Annotated in this window: 16 protein-coding genes; 12 read left to right on the plus strand and 4 right to left on the minus strand. The window is 37.4% G+C overall.

Going from position 1 to position 19623, the window contains the following annotated elements:
* Positions 1 to 124: 124 nt before the first annotated feature.
* Positions 125 to 1243 carry a hypothetical protein gene (locus tag QA584_RS08100; RefSeq protein ID WP_278274009.1) on the minus strand — a complete coding sequence of 373 codons (1119 nt, stop codon included), beginning with the start codon at positions 1241 to 1243 and terminating at the stop codon, positions 125 to 127.
* The gene (locus tag QA584_RS08105) at positions 1236 to 1712 is read right to left on the minus strand and encodes an RNA polymerase sigma factor (RefSeq protein ID WP_278274010.1); all 477 of its coding nucleotides are present in this window, start codon (positions 1710 to 1712) and stop codon (positions 1236 to 1238) included. Before QA584_RS08105 ends, QA584_RS08100 begins: the two co-directional genes overlap by 8 nt.
* A 466-nt stretch (positions 1713 to 2178) precedes the next feature.
* Between QA584_RS08105 and QA584_RS08110 the strand changes: the two genes are divergently transcribed.
* Positions 2179 to 2556 carry an iron chaperone gene (locus tag QA584_RS08110; protein WP_278274011.1) on the plus strand — a complete coding sequence of 126 codons (378 nt, stop codon included), beginning with the start codon at positions 2179 to 2181 and terminating at the stop codon, positions 2554 to 2556.
* Positions 2557 to 2564: 8 nt separating this feature from the next.
* Here QA584_RS08110 and QA584_RS08115 read toward each other — a convergent pair whose 3' ends face one another.
* The gene (locus QA584_RS08115) at positions 2565 to 3155 is read right to left on the minus strand and encodes a YdeI/OmpD-associated family protein (RefSeq protein WP_278274012.1); all 591 of its coding nucleotides are present in this window, start codon (positions 3153 to 3155) and stop codon (positions 2565 to 2567) included.
* Positions 3156 to 4217: 1062 nt separating this feature from the next.
* Between QA584_RS08115 and QA584_RS08120 the strand changes: the two genes are divergently transcribed.
* The 4 genes from QA584_RS08120 (at position 4218) to QA584_RS08135 (ending at position 9927) form a co-directional block, all read left to right on the plus strand.
* On the plus strand, positions 4218 to 4517 hold the full coding sequence (locus QA584_RS08120; RefSeq protein ID WP_278274013.1) for a WXG100 family type VII secretion target: 300 nt from the start codon (positions 4218 to 4220) through the stop codon (positions 4515 to 4517).
* 455 nt (positions 4518 to 4972) lie between these two features.
* Positions 4973 to 6679, plus strand: coding sequence for a sensor histidine kinase (locus QA584_RS08125; protein ID WP_278274014.1), 1707 nt, complete (start codon positions 4973 to 4975; stop codon positions 6677 to 6679).
* Positions 6680 to 6724: 45 nt separating this feature from the next.
* Positions 6725 to 8308 (plus strand): helix-turn-helix domain-containing protein, encoded by a 1584-nt coding sequence (locus QA584_RS08130; protein ID WP_278274015.1) that lies wholly within the window; start codon positions 6725 to 6727, stop codon positions 8306 to 8308.
* Between the two features lie 299 nt (positions 8309 to 8607).
* The gene (locus tag QA584_RS08135; RefSeq protein WP_278274016.1) at positions 8608 to 9927 is read left to right on the plus strand and encodes an MATE family efflux transporter; all 1320 of its coding nucleotides are present in this window, start codon (positions 8608 to 8610) and stop codon (positions 9925 to 9927) included.
* 2 nt (positions 9928 to 9929) lie between these two features.
* Here the strand turns inward: QA584_RS08135 and QA584_RS08140 are convergent, their stop codons facing one another.
* Positions 9930 to 10910 carry a LacI family DNA-binding transcriptional regulator gene (locus QA584_RS08140; RefSeq protein ID WP_278274017.1) on the minus strand — a complete coding sequence of 327 codons (981 nt, stop codon included), beginning with the start codon at positions 10908 to 10910 and terminating at the stop codon, positions 9930 to 9932.
* Between the two features lie 106 nt (positions 10911 to 11016).
* Here QA584_RS08140 and QA584_RS08145 point away from each other — a divergent pair, with 106 nt between their 5' ends.
* From QA584_RS08145 to QA584_RS08175, 7 genes are all read left to right on the plus strand, one after another.
* Entirely contained in the window at positions 11017 to 12132 is a 1116-nt protein-coding gene (locus tag QA584_RS08145; protein ID WP_278274018.1) for an SGNH/GDSL hydrolase family protein, read from the plus strand.
* Between the two features lie 193 nt (positions 12133 to 12325).
* On the plus strand, positions 12326 to 13270 hold the full coding sequence (locus QA584_RS08150) for an alpha/beta hydrolase (protein WP_278274019.1): 945 nt from the start codon (positions 12326 to 12328) through the stop codon (positions 13268 to 13270).
* Between the two features lie 40 nt (positions 13271 to 13310).
* A complete protein-coding gene (locus tag QA584_RS08155) occupies positions 13311 to 14816 on the plus strand; it encodes a serine hydrolase domain-containing protein (protein ID WP_278274020.1) in 1506 nt (501 codons plus the stop codon).
* 99 nt (positions 14817 to 14915) lie between these two features.
* Positions 14916 to 16487, plus strand: coding sequence for an ABC transporter substrate-binding protein (locus QA584_RS08160; protein ID WP_278274021.1), 1572 nt, complete (start codon positions 14916 to 14918; stop codon positions 16485 to 16487).
* Between the two features lie 115 nt (positions 16488 to 16602).
* Entirely contained in the window at positions 16603 to 17553 is a 951-nt protein-coding gene (locus tag QA584_RS08165; RefSeq protein WP_278274022.1) for an ABC transporter permease subunit, read from the plus strand.
* Between the two features lie 11 nt (positions 17554 to 17564).
* Positions 17565 to 18467, plus strand: coding sequence for a carbohydrate ABC transporter permease (locus QA584_RS08170; protein WP_278274023.1), 903 nt, complete (start codon positions 17565 to 17567; stop codon positions 18465 to 18467).
* A gap of 137 nt (positions 18468 to 18604) precedes the next feature.
* Positions 18605 to 19588: an adenylylsulfate kinase gene (locus QA584_RS08175; protein WP_278274024.1), complete on the plus strand. Its 984-nt coding sequence runs from the start codon at positions 18605 to 18607 to the stop codon at positions 19586 to 19588.
* Positions 19589 to 19623: the final 35 nt, after the last annotated feature.

Consider the following 19623-nt stretch of genomic DNA (forward strand, 5'->3'; position numbering starts at 1 on the left):
AGATTTATGAGATATTTCTGTGGTGTAAATAATTTACTAATTCCAGTAGAATGCTAGAGTATTATATAAAGTTGGAGACCGTCAGTATAATAACTTACTGCCAGCCTCCTTAGAATGATTGCAATTATTTAATTAAAGAAAAGTCAAAAGAATTTGCCAGATCTTCTAAATCAGAAGCAGTAATTTTCCCGGCCTCATCTAAAAATCCATAATCCGTACCGGCTAAAACATTAACAGTAATAAAGGATTCACCTAAATCCGCAATAATTAAGGATTTTTTCGGGCTTAGGGCCAGACTGACGGTTGTACCGCTGATGGTTTTATAAGACCATTCTTTGTAATCCTTTATGCTTCCAATATTTAAAATGGTATCGGTAAAAGCTCCTTTTTTACAGTTCATGAACTGATAATCAATCACAGTACCGCCCTCTAAATTGGCAGTGCCATCAATATGAAAAGTACCATCCTCATACATATAGGTACTGTAGGCAGTATTGGCTGTGCCGAGAAAATTGCCAGTACCTGCCTTTTGTATCAGTTCCTCCGTATTTTCAATAATGGTTAGTGAATTATGAAGGTTTAAATTGTATTTTTTTACTATTTCATCTAGTTTGTCTGCCATTTCCTGAGTGTATACAGAATACAGGTCAAATCTTTTATCCAGACCGGTTGGTCCATTGCCTACCTTTTCTAAAAGTGCACCATCCTGGTCATAGTTATCACGGAAATTAGTCCATTCTGCAACAGCTTTACTTTCAGCACTGTCAGCAAAACCCTGAAGTGAAATCATTTCAGCGGGTGGTGTTTTAGGCAGACCACTTTCGCTGTCTGACGTTTCACCATCCGTTGACATAGCTTCAGAAGGAACATCAGAAACAGTATCGGCAGAAGCAGAATCGGTAGGAATAGTATCAGCAGGTTTCGTATTTCCAGATGGACGATTGGCAGTTTCTTTCGTATCTTCAGAAGAATTCACATTTGCGTCAGAACCTTGATTTCTGTTTGAATTATGATCTGAGAAGGAGCTGTCTGTGTTCCCGATAAGCATATCCCTAAGACCAAACATCTTTGATGCATATACCGAGGTGGACGTTATCAAAATCAGGCAGACCCCGGCAGCGGTTACCAGCAGTTTGTGGATACGGTTTCGCTTTCTTTTTCGATTCTTGAATTCTTCTATATTAAAGTTTTTGTCGGTACGGACTTGTGAAAAAGTGGCTTTATAGAAATCTTTGTTATTCATTCTTAAATACCTCCTTTAACAGGTTTCTCCCTCGAGAAAGCCTTGTGGTAACAGCGGATTCTTTAACTTTCAGCATTTTAGCTATTTCCTTGACTGAAAAATCTTCATAGTAAAATAAGTATAAGACGGTACGGTATTTTTCCGGTAAGCCCATGACGGTCAGATATAGGTCTTCCTGCTCCCTTTTCTCAAAAGTAGGGGTTTGGGTTACAGCAATATCATCTAGTACGACATTTTTAGTTTTCCAGGAACTTTTTAATAAATCTTTACAAGTATTTATCGTCACCCGTATCAGCCAGTATTTTGCATGGTCGTCACTTGCGAATTTTTTATTAGTCAGATATAATTTCATAAAGACATCCTGTACAATATCATCTGCATCATAGTAATTACCCGAATAATTTAATGCAATCCGAAACACGGTATCTTTATACTTTTCTGCAAGTTCAAGAAAAATATCGTGCTCCAAAAAAATCACCTCCTGTGTAGTTTGAAAGCTTTCATTAATAATACACTTTAAAGGTCATAATTGTCACATAAATTAATTATTTATATCAATCAGCAGACCAAGTTTGGTATTAATTAGCGTAATACCTTCATTTTTAGGGATCCTTTCGAATAGATTGAAAATTTATTGCAGAGAATAATAAGCAAATTGAAAACAGGAGAAAATAGTGTGAAATAAAACCATTTCACACTTCTTATTTGGGCAGTATCACAAGCCAGCTTGCGATATGCATGGGCGTTAGTGTGAAATAAAGAACATTTCACACTTCTTATTTGGGCAGTATCGCAAGCCAGCTTGCGATATGCATAGGTGTTAGGTTGAAAGAAAATATTATGAATGAGAGGATGCCACTTATGTATTCTTTCAACCTTTTTATATGTGGCAGTAACACATCTGCTAGCAGATGTGTTATGTAATAGGTGTTTATATGGAAGTTTTTGAAGAGTATTTAAGCCGCATTGACAATCTAGCGAAGCGTGCTCGAATGGAAGAAGTTTTTAACTGGATTATGGATAAATATCCGAAGTTATCACCTAAGATCGCATGGAACCAGCCTATGTTTACGGATCATGGTACATTTATTATCGGTTTTAGCATATCAAAGCATCATATGGCAGTTGCTCCGGAGAAGGTTTGGATTGAACAGTTTACAGATCTAATTAAGCAGTCCGGTTATGAACACACTAAGGAACTGGTACGCATACCGTGGAGCAGCACAGTTGAGTATTCCTTACTTGAGAGTATGATTGATTTCAATATTGCGGATAAAGCGGATTGTACAACCTTCTGGAGAAAAATAGATTAGGTTTAAGCTTAATCATTTAATCCTTTTCCGGTTAGAATTTGCGGAATATATTTTTCAATCCTTGACTCTCTGGTTTTAGCTTGTTTTGGAGTAGAGAAATAGAGCAGATATGCACGCTGTCTGCCAGGGGTTAGTTTTTCAAAAGCAGTTTTTAAGGACGGATCTTTACTTAGCTTATTCTGGAATTCTTCCGGTATGGTATATTCAGAAGTCTTTTTAAGTTCTACTTCCTGACCGGATTTCTCTGCTTCTATGGCTTCCTTAATAAATGATTTTATATCGGATTCCATGGATTCTATTTCAAAGACATTAGAAAACCGAAGCTGACGCCCTGCCTGAACATGTTCGGTCTGTTGGATAAGAAGCCCTTTGGGGTCTTTTAACAAAACACCTTTGATAAATAAAAGAGCACAATAATCTTTAAAACCATGTATCAAGACTATATTTTCTTTCTGGTATGAATAACAGGGTTTACCCCATTTAATTTCCTCATTAAGAGGACAGCTAAGTACGATTTCCCGTAATTTCATAAACTCTTCCTGCCACTTCTGGGTTTTCGTTATAAACTCATCAACCTTAGGATTTTTGTTGTTTTCCATAAAAAATACCCTCCCGACTAATAAATTGTAATATGGTTCAAAATAAGACAGCTTAATACTGAACTTGTCTATAATAACTGTATTTTAAGAGTAACTGTTTTTTAAAATAACTGTTTTTTAAAAATAACTGTTTTTTTAGGATAACAGTTTCTTAAAAATAACTGTTTTTTAAAAAATAAATCCTTGATTTGAGAGTCAAAAGCCTCAAAAAACTTAATTAATGAATAACCCGGTATATATATTCATTTTGTCGTAGACCGGCTGACAAGGCTGTTTATGTCCGACTAGAGACTCAGCAAAAAGCTGAGCAGTGCGATGCTTTTTGCATCTATGAGGCTCTACAAAGGACATGCCGCAGGAAGGTAAGGTAGACAAAATGAATATATATACCGGGTTATTCATTTTACAACCTAAATTAGGCTTTTGACTCTCAAATCAATCCTTTATAAAATAACTGTTTTTTTTAAATAACTGCTTTTCTATAAATAACTGTTTTTAAGAATAACGGTTTTTATACTTATCTGTTTTGTATATATGTTTTAGTAAAGATTAGTTTCTATAAATATTTGTTCTAAAACTGTTTTAATATCATTTTAATAAAATTAAATAAGGTTGTCAAACACTGTACAATTATAAAGTTTCTCAAAAAAACTGTTATCTATACTTACGTTAGATATTCTTTTTTATCAACAATAAAAAGAATACTATCAAAACAAACATAAAAAGAGAATTAAATACGTACAAAGAGAGTTAAAAAAGCTGCAAAACAGTGGTTAAAATTACATTAGTCTCAGCGTTTAAAATTTTTATTCAAATTAATGCCCAAATTACCCAAAAATTAAAATTATATATCATATTATAGTTGAAAGTAATGTTAATGAATCTTTTACAGTTAAAAATAACCGTAGTAAAAAAAATAAACAAGCAGTTCTTGGTTACTGTTATGAAATAACGGATATTGGCACTGTGGATTTTTCAGAATATATTACTGAGCCATTAATCTGCACTATAATCACTATAGGAAGGATTAAACAATATAACAAAACGAAAGGGGATAAAAAAATGGCAGGAACTATTAGAATTACACCATCAGAACTCAGAACAGCAGCAACTTATTTAGGACAGAGGCTTGAGGCAATGACCACAGAAGCAAACTCATTAAAAACAAAAATTGACGCAGTAACAGCAGAATGGGAAGGTGCTGCCCAGTCAGCATTCGTTACCGGATTCACTACTGATATGTGGCCGGTATTAAGTAAAAGCTTACCTGAAGTAATTAATGGTATAATGGCGCAGTTGAATGCAACTGCAAAGGCACTAGAAGATACGGATACTGAAATTGCCACTAAGTTAAACGTATAAGAAATCTGTAAAATGAAAAGGCTGCAGTAAAATTGTATCGTTCTATTTAAAGTTTTGTTACAAGTTAGCTGCAGCTTTTATACTAAAATTTTAACAATTATCTCCGCTTAGTTCAGCGCTCATTACTGTTTCAGGTAGATTCATCTGCACATTAGAAATAGGAATCCGCTGATTAAGGTATATATCAGATACTAATGATAAAAACCCACATTAACACCTACATTTATACCCACTTAAAAGGACCTTGGAATAAAATTCTAAGATCCTTTTTTGATGCTATATAGTTTAAGATACGTTCAAGGAATTAAAACATAGAAGCATAAATTTTTTGCTTAAAGAATTCTCTTTTTTTACAAATAAATGACATGCGGTTGACATTTATGTTTAATTAGTATATATTTAAGTTGTAAAACACGGATGATTTGTTTAATATGACAAAAAATCAGGGAGCATCTATGAAAAATAAATCATTAACATTAAAAGTAGTCAGAATTTTAGTTCTGACCATGATATTTTTATTGATATTGCTTTTGGGAACCAGTTTGCTTTTTTATCATAAATCAAAACAGGATTTTAAAGAAGAGAAAGCATACGCTGTTAATATTTGTGTTCAGACCATCAAAGAGCATTTGAATAAAGCAGAGCTCCAGTTAATTGATTTAATGCTGGGTACTATGAATGAATCCGATCTGGGAAGTACGAATGCTTTGTCTAGATATTGGGCGAAAAACAGAATTAATACTGCAATAAAAAATAAGCTTTCTATTAACAGTGATGTGGACTGTATTTTTGTCAAAGTAAAGGATACCTGGATTATAAAAGGTTATAATACCCAGCTTCCTGGACTTAGCCGGCAGAATATTATGAATTATCTAAAGCAGAATGGACCAATTGAGACTTTTAAGTCCAGAAGAAGTTATTGGAAAGTGACCAAAATCCAAGGGGAGGCTTTCTTTTATCTGGTCTATGAAATGAGCGGTTATATGGCAGGTGCCTTAATCAGAGTATCTTCTTTTGATGAGATCTTAAATCTTGTAGTGGATCAGGATATTGAAAGCTATACATACCTGGATCTTGGAAAGGATATATATACATACACAGCAGCAGATTCGAAAAAAGAAACCAGTTCAGATAAAACAAAATTCATTGATGAAACCGTAACCATAAGAAGTCCAATTTCAAACAGCGGCATTACGTTTACCGGCTGTTTTAAACTAAAGATATTAACATTGTTTTTCAATACGACATATATCATGCTGATTGGCACTGTATTTATCTTTATGGGAATGTTGTTTGTCTTAAAAAGAAATATTTCTAAGTTTATTCTCAAACCAATTCATATGCTTTTAAAAGGAATGCATCATATATCGAATGGAAGATTAGGATACCAGGTGGTAGAAGATACCGGAAGTACGGAATTCGATGAATTATATAAAAGTTTTAACCGGATGATTGGTGAGATTGGTGAACTTCGTATTGAAAAATACGAGGAGCAGATTAAGAACAGTGAGAGAAGGATAAAACTTTTACGAATGCAGATAAAGCCGCATTTTTACCTGAATGCAATCACAACAATCAGGAGTATGACCTATCAGGATAGAGACGATGATATACGGGCCTATTTAGATTCCTTATCCGAACATCTCCGTTACATGTTAAAAGTGAATAACAGTGAAGTAAAATTGTGGGAGGAACTATCCCATATTGAAAATTATCTGAAGATGCAGGAGATCAAATTCCCCAATTCCGCAGCTTATTATATCGGCTGCAGTGATTCCTTAAAAGAAAAAGAAATTGGACATCTGATTCTATTTACTGTCATAGAAAATGCTTTTAAATTTGCGATGAATTTGTATGATACCATGATACTATTGATTCAATGTGAAGCAGTAAAAGAGGAGGGTTTTATAGGTTACCGGGTTATCATAGAAGATAACGGCAATGGTTTTCCCAATGAACAAATTGATAAATTCCGAATCGGCAATGAAGTAGAAGAAAAGCAGGATGGAAGGCACATTGGTCTGAGTAACATAAAAAAAACATTGGAACTTCAATATGGAAGAAAAGATTTACTTCGGCTTTCCAATGTAAAACCCCATGGAGCCAGAGTTGAAATTTGGATACCGGATACAAAAAATATAATTCCAGAAGAAGAGGAATAGACGGGGCGGTATGCGCAAAGAGCGTGCGAAAGGATAGAGGTTAATATGAAGGTGCTGCTAGTAGATGATGATCCGAATACCATAGAGCTGATTAAAAATACAATGAAATGGGACGAAATGGGAATTGAAGAAGTTCTGTTTTCCTACAATGGAATCCATGCAAAACAGGTTATTGAAACCAGAAAACCGGAAATCGTTCTCTGTGATATTGAAATGCCCCTATGCAATGGTATGGAGGTGCTTCAATTTATCTATGAGAATAATATTGTTTCAGAGCTGATTTTTCTTACCTGTCATGAAAGCTTTGAATTTGCTAAAAAGGCTATTGAACTAAATGCAATGGGGTATCTTATGAAGCCTTTTAAATCAGAAGAAGTATATGCTGTAATTATGAAAGCTATCGTTAAGGTGAACAATAAAACTGCTCATAGCGAGCTGCTTCATAAGGATTATCTATGGAGAAAGAATCAGGATATTATTCATAACAGCTTTTTATGGGCTATTTTCCAAAAGACCATTCCAAATGAGAAAGAAAAATTGTTAAATATCATAACAGCCAGGAATATCAATTTTGATATAGCGGAGAACTATTATCTGGTATATTCAGGAATTAATACCCGCAAACTCATGATAAAGGATTATAAAGAGTCAGACTTTTTTTATATGGTAAGACATCTGACCTTAGAAGTGATTAATGACCAATTCGATTATAAATATGCAGTAGAATATTCTCTGGAACCCTATAATATTTTGCTCCTTGTGGTAAAAGAATCTGAAACTACCAAGGAAACCTTAATCGAACGCTGTGAGAAGCTTGTACAGGTATCGAAGTCTTATCTGAATGCAGATATTGAATGTCTGGTAGGTAATGTAATTGGTTGTGAAAGCCTTGCTGATTCCAAAAAAGAGATGGATGCCTTGTTTTTACAGGAGGCAGGCTACAGAAAAAAAGTACTTACTTATAATAATACCAATTCTTCTTTAGCAGTGGAGGAGGGAATAGATTACGAGAGAATTCGAAAAGCCTTAAGAAACAAAGAAAAAGTGGCATTGATTAATTATATCAGGACATTCATGGAAGATAGTAGGAAGGCTGACACTCTGAATTCAAATATTATGAGTATGATTCACCATGATTTGCTGCAGATTTTTTACGGATACCTGCAAGAGCATAATATTCAGGCAGACAGACTTTTGCAGGAGAGCGTAGCAAGGCAATTAAATGCTGCTTCGGAATACTCGATTTTTGATATGATTAAATACGCCAATTATATGTTTGACCGTATATCAGTTCTAATCAATGAAGTAAAAGAGACTTTTACAATCGTAGCTAGGGCTAAAAAATATATTAAACAGCATTATGCAGAGAATATTGACCGGGAGGATGTAGCAAAAAGTGTTTACTTAACCCCTAATTATTTATCAAAATTATTTAATAAGGAAACCGGTCTTACCATTCGGGATTATATTAACCAGTTAAGGATTGATGAAGCCAAAAAATTATTAAGTTCAACCAGTAAAGCAATCAGTGTGATCGCCATGGATGTAGGATTTGAGAATGTATCATATTTTTCAACGGTATTTAAAAAATATTGCGGCTGCAATCCGGATGCCTGGAGGAAATTATAGAATAGAGGATAAGGAACTGTAAGGAATAGCCAATGTGTGGCATTGGTCTTAAACTTCTGACAGTTCCTTAATTTTTAGGCTCTATAATAAAAGTAGGAATGAGTTATTTACACACCCCTATAGTTTATCATAGAGCCTATTTTTATACAGGAACAAAAGCATTGCGTATATTATTAAAAGCAGCTGATTTTACTTGTGGTAAAATGGAGTAAATGGATATATTGTGCAAAATACGGACAATCAATTAGGAATGGAGAGTTGACTAGATGGTGTTATTTGTTAGAAACAAAGAGTTTTATATGAAGGTAGTAAGACTGGCGGTTCCGGTAGTGATTCAAAGTATGATAACCATGGGAGTCAGTATGATTGATACAGTAATGGTTGGGCAGTTAGGAGAAAAACCACTTTCTGCTTCCTCCCTGGCCAATGAGTTTATCGTTTTATTTCAGATTCTATGTATGGGAACCGGTTATGGAGCTGCTGTTCTGACGGCGCAGTATTGGGGAAAGAGAGATATACCGTCTTTTAAAAAAATCGTAGCAATTATGATGAGAATGTGCATCTTTTTGAGCTGCCTTCTTGGCTTGATCGCCTACTTTGCGCCGGAATCTGTTATGAGGATATTCACGCCGGAAAAAGAATTAATACAGCAAGGTGCCATATACATGAAGATTGTAGCCTGGAGCTTTTTACCAACTGGACTTTCCTTGACTATCACTGCGATATTACGGTCCTATGGAGAAGTACATATTCCGTTGTTTACTTCAATTATGGCTTTTTTTATCAATATATTCTTTAACTGGGTTTTTATTTTTGGTCATCTTGGAGCTCCCAGAATGGAAATTGCAGGCGCTGCCCTGGGTACCTTAATCGCACGCCTGTTTGAAGTGGCTCTTATTGCAGGTTATTTTCTTCTTGCAGATAAAAAAGTGGGATACCGTTTAAAGGACCTTTTTAAATCTGGCAAAGGATTATATGTGCAGTACATTAAGTTCTGCATTCCGGTTCTGATTTCGGACACCATATTAGCAATAGGTAATAGTGCAATTTCAGTTATTATTGGACATATCGGATTTTCTTTTGTTGCCGCTAATGCAATTGTATCACAGGTTACACGGATGACAACGGTCTTAACCACTGGTGTATCAAGTGCCTCTAGTGTCATTACCGGTAACACTCTCGGAGAAGGAGATGTGAAAAAAGCTTACAAAGAGGGAATTACATTTTTAAGTCTAAGCGTTGTCCTTGGACTAATCGCTGGGGTTATACTATTAGGAATATGTCCTCTGATTCTCTTAAGTGTTAAGCTTTCTGGTGAGGCGAAAGCGATTGCCAATCAGTTAATGTATGCAATTTCATTTATTCTGGTATTTCAGTCTGCTCAGACAGTTCTTACGAAGGGAGTGCTAAGGGGAGGAGGAGATACACGTTTTCTTATGGCAGCAGATGTACTATTTTTATGGCTGGTATCAATTCCCCTTGGAGCTTTTGCGGGTTTAGTACTTCATTTACCTGCTTTTGTAGTATATCTGTGTCTGCGTGCGGATTATATCATCAAATCAATTTGGTGTTCGCTGCGGTTGATTAAGGGCAACTGGATAAACAAGATTTCCAGGTGATGCTAAGTAGTCTCACGTTCCACAAAGGTAACTGGCAGCAGCTGGCTCCTGGGAAGGATACCCTTTGCAGAAGCCATAAAGATGCCTTCTACAGCCTGTTGACAAATCTCTTCAATGGGCTGGTGAATAGTGGATAAGGACGGGGAACACAAAGCTGCCACATCGGTATCATCATAACCGATTAACTTTACCTGACCAGGGATTGAAATATGATGCTTATTACAATACTGAATCGTTTGGGCTGCAATAATATCATTGGAGGTGAATATGCCTTCAACATAGGGGTGCTTTTGAAATAATTCGGCAACGATTTCCCGGTAATCCATGGAAAAGAAACGTTCCTCCGTAGCATCAAGAAAGACCGGGAAAGTGAGACCATGTGAAAGACAGGCATCCCGAAAACCCAGAAAACGTTTGTTTGCTTCAAAATCAAGGTCTGCACTGCCGCTGATATAGGCCAGGTTTTTGCAGCCTTTTGTTATGAACTCAGTTGCTGCCATTATACCTCCTTTGTAATTATCAGAGGAAATGGAAGGTATACCCGGAGAGATAATACGGTCTATAGAGATGAGTGGGGAATCCATGGTTATATAATCGGAAAGATTCTGTGTTCGGCTGGCAATAATAATCCCGGTAACTTTATTTGCTTTCAGCATTCCAAAATACCTGGACTCTTTTTCTGAATCATGATTCGATATGCATAGAAGAAGTTTATATCCCTTTTTTTCAGCGTAATATTCCGTATATTCGATTATCTGGCTATAAAAGAAATTCTTTGCGGAGGGCACTATTAATCCTATTATATTGCTTTTCTTCTTAGTCAGGGACCTTGCAATCTCATTTGGATAATAATTTAATTCTTTCATGGCGGCGTAGATTTTTTTTCGGGTTTTTTCACTTACATTAACCCGGTTATTTAACATTCGTGAAATAGTGGTTACTGAAACTCCGGCACGTTCAGCCACATTAAGTAATGTTGCCATGGGGATTCTCCTTTGTTTTTATATATAATCTTACATTTTTTTTATAAAAAGTCAATCGGTGTGGTTTCACACCAGTATAGCAAATTATTAGAAAGGAAGTGTTTTTATGAAACAATATAGGATCGCTGAATGTCTTAATCAAATTAGGTTAATAGGAAGGACTTACCAGGATATGGAGCAGGAAATTATTTATTTTAACTGGACTTGCTCCGGTATGGAGTTTGAATTCACCGGAACCTGTCTTTTGGCACAAGTATATGCCGTTCCTGCCGATGAATATGACGGTATACCCCCAATCGCTCCAAAGAGAAGGGTCTTTCCCTGGATTGCAGTATTTTTGGATGAGGAGGAAGTGCCAATCAGGCGGATGGAGATCAGCTCAGAACAGGAGACAGTTATCATATTTGCCAGCGAGAGAATAGAAACTCATAAAATCAGAATTATAAAGCTTTCTGAAAATGCCAAGGGAAAAGTCGGCATCGGTTCATTTTCTATGGAGGGTTCTATCACAAAGTTATTATGTAATACAGATAAACGAAGATCCATGGAGTTCATTGGAGATTCCATAACCTGTGGGTTTGGCAATGAGACTCAAGAAAAGGAACGCTTTTTTTATTCAGGAGAGGAAAACGGATGGATGTCCCATGCAGCAGTGGCGGCCAGATTACTGCAGGCGGATTTTAATATGATTTGTGTTTCTGGTATAACCGTGGGTGAGGGCATTGGTAAAATAAAATGGCCGTTAAACCCGATGCAGAGTTTATATCCTTATACAGATCGTTTGTATGAAGAAAGTCAAAAGAATAACAACTCCCTTACTGAGTGGAATTTCAAATTATGGATACCGGATCTTATTGTAATTAATCTTGGTACCAACGATAGCACCGTGATTTCTATGGAAGGTGATTACCGGAAGGGAGAGATTAACTTTGAGCGGAATTATTATGAGTTTTTGCAGTTAGTCAGAAGATTAAACGGACCAAAACCAGTCCTCCTGTGCACACTTGGCTCAATGGATTATTATCTGTATGAAAACCTCGAAAAGGCAGTGGAGAACTATACAAAAGACACGAAGGATACGAAGGTAAAATGCTTTAAATATGGGAAAATCAAATTACAGGAGGGCTATGGTGCATGCGGTCATCCATCTATGTCCACTCAAATCAGAATGGGTACAGAATTGGCTGATTATATAAAGGAGCTGGGCTTGTTTATAGATTAAAATACCTCTGTACGTATTTGATAGATAAGTATACTTTATTAATAGTTTTCAATTCCAATCAGCGGTATAGTCTTATTATAAAGTGCGCGCGAAAGCATGCGGACGGGATTAAGTTGAAAGTAGGAGCTTCTTCAACATCCCAATTATCCTGATTTTAATATGCGATTTATAGCACACAGATTGGAGTTTTTATATGGAGTATCAGAAAAATATTGAGATATTGGAGAAAATAGTTGCCGAACGGGCATCTATCAGACATGTTTCCAAGCATCGTAAACCAGATGGTAGTGTGGATGTAGAAGGGAATTTAAAGTTATGGAACGAGCTGATGGAACGGTTTGATAAAATATGGCTTTGGGAGGGTGAGACACCGGGGTTTGATGATAGAGACCAGAATCAGACCAGACCACATATGGTTTTTATACCGGCAGAAGGTGATAAGGCAGAACGGGGAACCATTCTTGTTGCCCATGGAGGGGGATTTGAGACCCGTACCGGCTGCGAGGGTTTTCATATAGCAGATTACTTTCACAAAGCAGGTTTTGCTGTTGCCATACTTACCTATCGGCTGAAACCTTATACCAGAAGGGATTCCATTGCGGATATGCAAAGAGCAATCCGGCTGCTCCGTGCCAGAAGAGAGGAACTTCGTATTTCTGATAAAGTCGCGGTGATGGGATTTTCCGCAGGAGGGATGTTATCCGGTAACTGTGCCACCCATTTTGATTATGGCAGACCGGAAGCGGAGGATTATACAGAACGATTCTCTTGCAGGCCGGATGCTGCGGTTATAGGGTATGGAGCAATTTCATTTACTTCCTTTCCTCATGGCTTTATGAAAAATCCCTTTGTTGATCATAACAAAGCAGAAGAGCTTTACCTGGCGCCGGAGAAGAATATTACTGTCCAGACACCGCCTTTTTTCATCTGGCAGACAAATAGTGATGATCCAAGATTTTCAATGTATCTGGCAAAGGAATTAGCAGATTATGATATCCCCTTTGAACTTCACTGCTTCCCGGGGGGGATACATGGGCTTGCATTAGCGGATGGCAATAATGATTTGGACCAGAAATTCCCTCATATTATGCATTGGAGTACCCTATGTGCAGAATGGCTGGAGGAATTGGGGTTTTAGTTTTAAATAATCATTAAAAAATAGAAAGGATATGAAAATTATGAACAGGAAAGAATTTGAACGGGTAACTCCGGAAAGCGTTGGAATACCCTCTGAGGCAATCTGGAAGCTATTGGACAAATTGGAGAGTGGTTTTACCGAACCCCATGGACTGATGATTATGCGTCATGGGAAAATATGTGCGGAGGGATGGTGGGCCCCTTATGCCCCGGGAATCCGCCATGGTCTTCAATCCCATACCAAAACCTATGCAGCTACGGCAGTAGGGATTGCCTGTACAGAAGGCTTACTAAAACTGGAGGACAGGGTGATTGACATTTTTAAGGAGGAGGCACCAGATAATCCATCTGAAAACCTTCAGAAATTAACAGTACGGGATGTGTTGTGTATGGGCTGCGGTATGGATACCATGCCTTATCCCTCAAAAAACTGGATTAAGGAATTTCTTGAAACCCCGGTAAATCATGTGCCGGGTACGACGTATATGTATAACAGTACCGGCTCCACGTTACTGGGTGCTATGGTACGTAAAGTCACCGGTTTAGGTCTTCATGAATATCTGAAACCAAGACTTTATGATAAGATTGGTATTGATTCGGAGAACCATCGCTGGATTTATATGCCGGATGGCATGGAAGTAGGCGGTGGCGGTCTTTATGCAACAACAGAAGACAATCTGCGATTAATGAAGCTCTATGCAGACGGTGGTGTATGGGAAGGAGAACGCATCCTTTCGGAGGATTATGTAAAGAAAGCGACTACTTTGCAGAATGAATCGGCGACAGAGGCTAAGAACAATCCGTTGGCAAAGGACAATTTCCTGGGATACGGGTTCCAGATCTGGATGTGTAAGCCAAAAGGAGTTTACCGTGCAGACGGTGCAATGGGTCAGTTTACCATTGTTGTTCCGGATAAAGATATGATTATTTCTATAACTGAAAATGCGGCAGGAGCGCATTGGGCACAGGCTACCCTGGATACGATGTGGGAATTTCTTGAGGATATACCGGAGGAGGATATCCTATCGGAAAAGGAAGAACTCTCACATTTATTAAAAAGAAGGATGCGTATGTTAGCTCTGGAGGCACCTGATTATGCACCCTATAGCAAGTTTCTTGAGAAAGTAAACGGTGCGTTATATCAGTGCCAGGAGGATACATTTTTGTTAAATAATAATGTAATTGCGACCTCTATGTTTATGGGAGGCGTGAAACCGCCAAAAGGCATTGAAGAATTCAGCTTTCATTTCGGAAAGGAAGGCTGTACCTTTAATTACCTGCAAGACGGAGAAAAAAGAAGTATATCAGTTGGAACAGACGGAGCCTACCGCTATAATAAATTACCCGGTGGGGCAGTAACAGATGTATTAATCAGCGGCGCATGGACGAAAGACCAAGTATTTAGCATGGTTCTGCGCTGGGTTGAAACCTGTAATCAGCAAAAACTGAATTTTACATTTACGGAGGATGCGGTAACAATAGAGGAAGAAGGAAGTGCTGCTTTCTTAAGAAAGATGCCGTTAATCAATGGAACCTTACTAAAATAACAAATCATCGTACAAAATTAAAGCCATATAGTATATTTTTTAATGCTTCTGTTTTTATATTTGATAAGATTATTATATAAAAAAAGAGGAGGTATTCCTATGAAAAGAATGATTTCTATTGTTTTATCAATTGTACTGGTTTTATCTTTAATGGGGTGTGCAGGTAAAAAAGATGAGAATCAGAAACAAGACACACCTGCTTTGGCCAAAACAGCAGACACCACGAAGGAAGATACGAAGAGTGAGGAAATTACCACAATTAAACTTAGTTATCCGGTAATTATGGTAGTTCCTTCCCAGGATGGTACAAAGCAGGTAGAGGATTCCATTAATTCCTATCTGGAGCAAAAAGGTGAAAATGTCAGATTACAATTAGAACCCGTTGATGTAGCAAATTATAATAATCAGATGGATATGGCACTTGCAGGGGGAGAAGGTGTTGACATTTACTGCCCATTTACAGGCTTAACAGCAGCTATAGCCACCAACCAGGTACTGCCCTTAAATGATTATCTTGATAATGAACTAAAAAGTACAGTTTCCTTAATGGGTGAGGAATGGTTAAAGCCATCTACCTATAATGGAAATGTATATGCAATCCCTTGTTATAAAGGAGTGGTATTGGAACCATATTTCATCTGCCGTAAGGATATCGTAGATAAATTAGGTTTTGACATGGACAGCATTAAGTCAGTAAAAGACATTGAACCATTACTTACCAAGGTGAAGGAAAACTATCCGAATATGTATCCTTTGGTTCCTACCGGTGGTTCAGCCGGCGGAAATACCATGATGATTGATACTGCCATGAATGGTATTCAGGGTTATAAAGTAGATAATTTTGGATATGGTGCAAGTATTGTTGGTGACGAGCTGAAAGTACAGAATTATTATAATACGGATTTCTTTAAAGAAGCTTGTAAGGTTGCTTATGATTGGAATAATAAAGGATTAATCATGCCGGATGCATCTCTTTCTTCGGATATGTCCACAGATCTTCTCGGCTCAGAACAGGCATTTTCCGTAATTACCGGATACGGATACATACCAGAGAGTGTGGAGGCGACTTATAAGAGCAGATGTAACGGATTTGATTTTTATGCAAAATCGTTAAATAAATACGTGCTGACCTCCCAAAGCCTGGCAGTTAACTGGAGTATTGCATATACCTGTAAAAATCCGAAGGCTGCTGCAAAAGTTTTAAATCTCCTTTATAACGATGAATTTGTTTTGAACTCTGTTATATTCGGCATTGAAGGAACGGATTATGTTAAGAATGATGATGGTACCATATCCTATCCGGAAGGACTTGATATGAACACAGTTCCTTATACGGCAGCACTTTCCTGTGGTATTGTTGGTAATATGTTTAAGCAATATGCCTTAAGAGGCAATACCGATCCCAAAGATGTGGATTATATGCTGCAAAATAATAAGGAGGGTCAATATTCGGCGGCCTTTGGCTTCCATCTGGATGCAACGAATCTGACTTCCCAGTGTTCTGCGGTAGATAATGTGATACAACAGTACCAGTATTCCCTGCTTTGCGGTGAAGTAGATCCAGACGTTGTAATTCCTCAGTTCGTAGCTGCAATGGAGGCAGCAGGCGTTAACGATATTATTTCAGAGGCTCAGAAGCAGTTGGATGCATGGGCGGCTGGGAATAAATAAGTCAGGTTTGATTTAGGTCATTCCTGTAAGAAATCAGCCCTGGGAGTCTGATCGAGAAAAAGAAACCCAGGGTTGTTTTCTATCATTTTCAATCAATAAAAGGAGGCAGGGAAAGATGTCAGAGGCTATCAGGAAAACAGATGGAACCGCGGGAAGACGTAAGGGCAAGAAAAAAACATCAAGAGTTAATTATATCCCCTTCTATTTTATGATGCTGCCTGGAATTGCATATCTGATTGCTAATAATTATATTCCGATGTTTGGAATTTTAATTGCATTCAAAAAAATGGATTATACGAAGGGGATACTTGGTAGTGACTGGTGCGGCTTAAGTAATTTTGAGTATTTGTTCAAAACAAAAGATGCATTTATCATGATTCGTAATACCTTAGGTTATAATCTGATATTCATTGCCTTAGGATTAGTGACGGCATTATCAATTGCTGTTATGATGACGGAAATCGGAAAGAAAAAGATAGCAAAATTTATACAGCCTGCAATCTGTTTCCCCAATATGATTTCAATTATTATTGTAGCCTATTTGGTTTATGCCTTTCTTGGGAGCAACGGGTTCATTAATAATACCATATTACATGGGAATGGAATCAAATGGTATAATGAGGCAAAGTATTGGCCTTTTATCCTGGTAATCGTAAACTTTTGGAAAAGTGCAGGATATAGTTCCATCATTTACATAGCAAGTATCTCAGGAATCGATGCAAGTCTGTATGAGGCCGCAAAGCTGGATGGTGCCTCAAAAATGCAGCAGATTTTTAAAATCACCCTGCCGATCATTAAACCTATGATTGTATTGATGCTGTTGTTATCGGTTAGTAAAATATTTAATTCAGATTTTGGTCTGTTCCTACAGGTGCCTATGAATTCAGGCATGTTATTTTCAACGACCCAGACTATTGATACTTATGTATATCGATCGTTGATGGAACTTCATAATGTTGGTATGTCGTCCGCAGCAAGTGTTTTTCAATCTGTCATTGGTTTTATACTAGTTATGGTATCCAATGCTTTCGTGCGTAAAATAGACAGCGAAAGTGCATTATTTTAGGAGGATGGAGAATGAAAATAAATAAGCATAATTCTGAACATAGGTTCCAAAGAATATCCCTCATTATAATGTTGATTATCACTGCATTTTGTATTATGCCTTTTGTACTTATGATTTCAGCATCCATAACAGATGAAAATGTATTAATAAGAGAAGGGTATAAATTCTGGCCCTCAAAAGTTAACCTGGGAGCATACTTTTACCTTTGGGCAAAGCGTGAAACAATCTTTGGCGCATATGGGATTTCTATTTTAGTCACAGTGGCTGGCACTGTAGTCAATGTAATATTGACCTCCTTATTTGCTTATCCCTTATCCAGGCAGGATTTCAAATATAGAAATTTCTTTGCATTTTTTCTCTTTTTTACCATTCTCTTTAATGGTGGAATGACGGCATCCTATATTGTATGGACCCAGATTTTTCATATAAAAAATACAATGTGGGCCTTGCTGGTACCAAATTATCTTATGGGGGCCTTTAATGTATTATTGGTTCGAAACTATTACACGGCAAGTATCCCGGTTTCTATTCTGGAAGCTGCCAGAGTAGACGGGGCGAAGGAACTAACGATTTACACCCGTATTATCCTGCCCCTTTCAAAGCCGGTATTAATAACAATTTCCCTGTTTTCCGGTATGGCTTACTGGAATGACTGGACCAATGGTTTATATTATATTACCAATACTAAATTATACAGTATCAATGTATATCTGAACAGATTGATGAATAACATCACCTTTTTAAAAAGTTCCTCCTCAATTACAGAAGGCTCAAATCTGGTAGGGCTTGATCTTCCAAGTGTCGGGATACGAATGGCTATTGCAGTTATTGCCATATTGCCGGTTATTATTATTTTTCCCATGATTCAGGCCCAACTGATTAAAGGTGTGGTCATAGGAGGAGTGAAAGGTTAGTCAGCTTAAACTCCATAGTGCAGTATGAGAAAGGCATTTATAGGCAATTGCAAAACTGTTACCCATAGGAGGTTACCTCGGGAGGTTTGGTTTAATAAGCAAGGGAATAGCTGGTTGTGCAAAAAAAGGAGATTGTAATGAAAGCGGATAAAATTTTAGAAACTAGCAGTAGTTCTGGAATACAGGATAAATTATTTACTAAAACAAGTTGGACTCCGGTTGAAATTGAAAGTATAGAATCAATACCAAAAGGGGATATGCCAGGAGATAAGGTTATAATAGGTCCGGATAATATAAAAAAGGCCCAGACAATATTTCCGGTCATATTAGATCTGCTAATCCCTGTACTAAAGGAACACCCCAAGCAGAGAGCAGTAATTTCTGTATTCGGAGGTTCGGGTGTCGGAAAGTCCGGCATTGCATCTTTGATTTCTTATTATTTGAATGAATTAAAGATAGGAAGTTATACCATATCCGGTGATAACTATCCCCACCGGATTCCAAAATATAATGATGCCGAGCGGTTGAGGGTGTTCAGGCAAAGCGGAATAAGAGGACTGCTTGCTCATGGAAAGTATCGTAAGGACTTTGCACAAGTGTTAAAAGACCTCCAGCAAAAAGGGGTAGATTCAGACCCTGAATATGCCAGGGAATATTCCTGGTTAAAGCTATATCAGGAATCTGGGCGTAATGGACTTAAGAATTACTTAGGAACGGAGAGGGAAATTAACTTTCAGGAATTAAATTCAATCATAGCCCGATTTAAAAATGGAGAGGATAGCATTTATCTGAAAAGAATGGGCAGGGAAGAAACTGACCTCTGGTACGAAGAAGTTGATTTTGCCGATAAAGATGTAATGATTCTTGAATGGACTCATGGGAATAATCATAATCTTCAGGGAATAGACTTCCCGATTATGCTAAACAGTACCCCAAAGGAAACCTTAGAGCAGCGGAAATCCCGCAACAGAGGAGATGATACGGACAGTCCTTTCATCAAGATGGTTCTTGCCCTGGAACAGGAAATCCTGATATCTCAAGCCAAAAGAGCAAAAATGATTGTTGCCCAAAGCGGTGAGATAGTATCCTATCGTGATTTTGTAAGTGTAATGTTGGAATAGAATTAGTGTATATAGACCCATTTTGGTAATGAAAG

This window comes from Anaerocolumna sp. AGMB13025 (assembly GCF_029689925.1).
Lineage (GTDB): Bacteria > Bacillota > Clostridia > Lachnospirales > Lachnospiraceae > Anaerocolumna.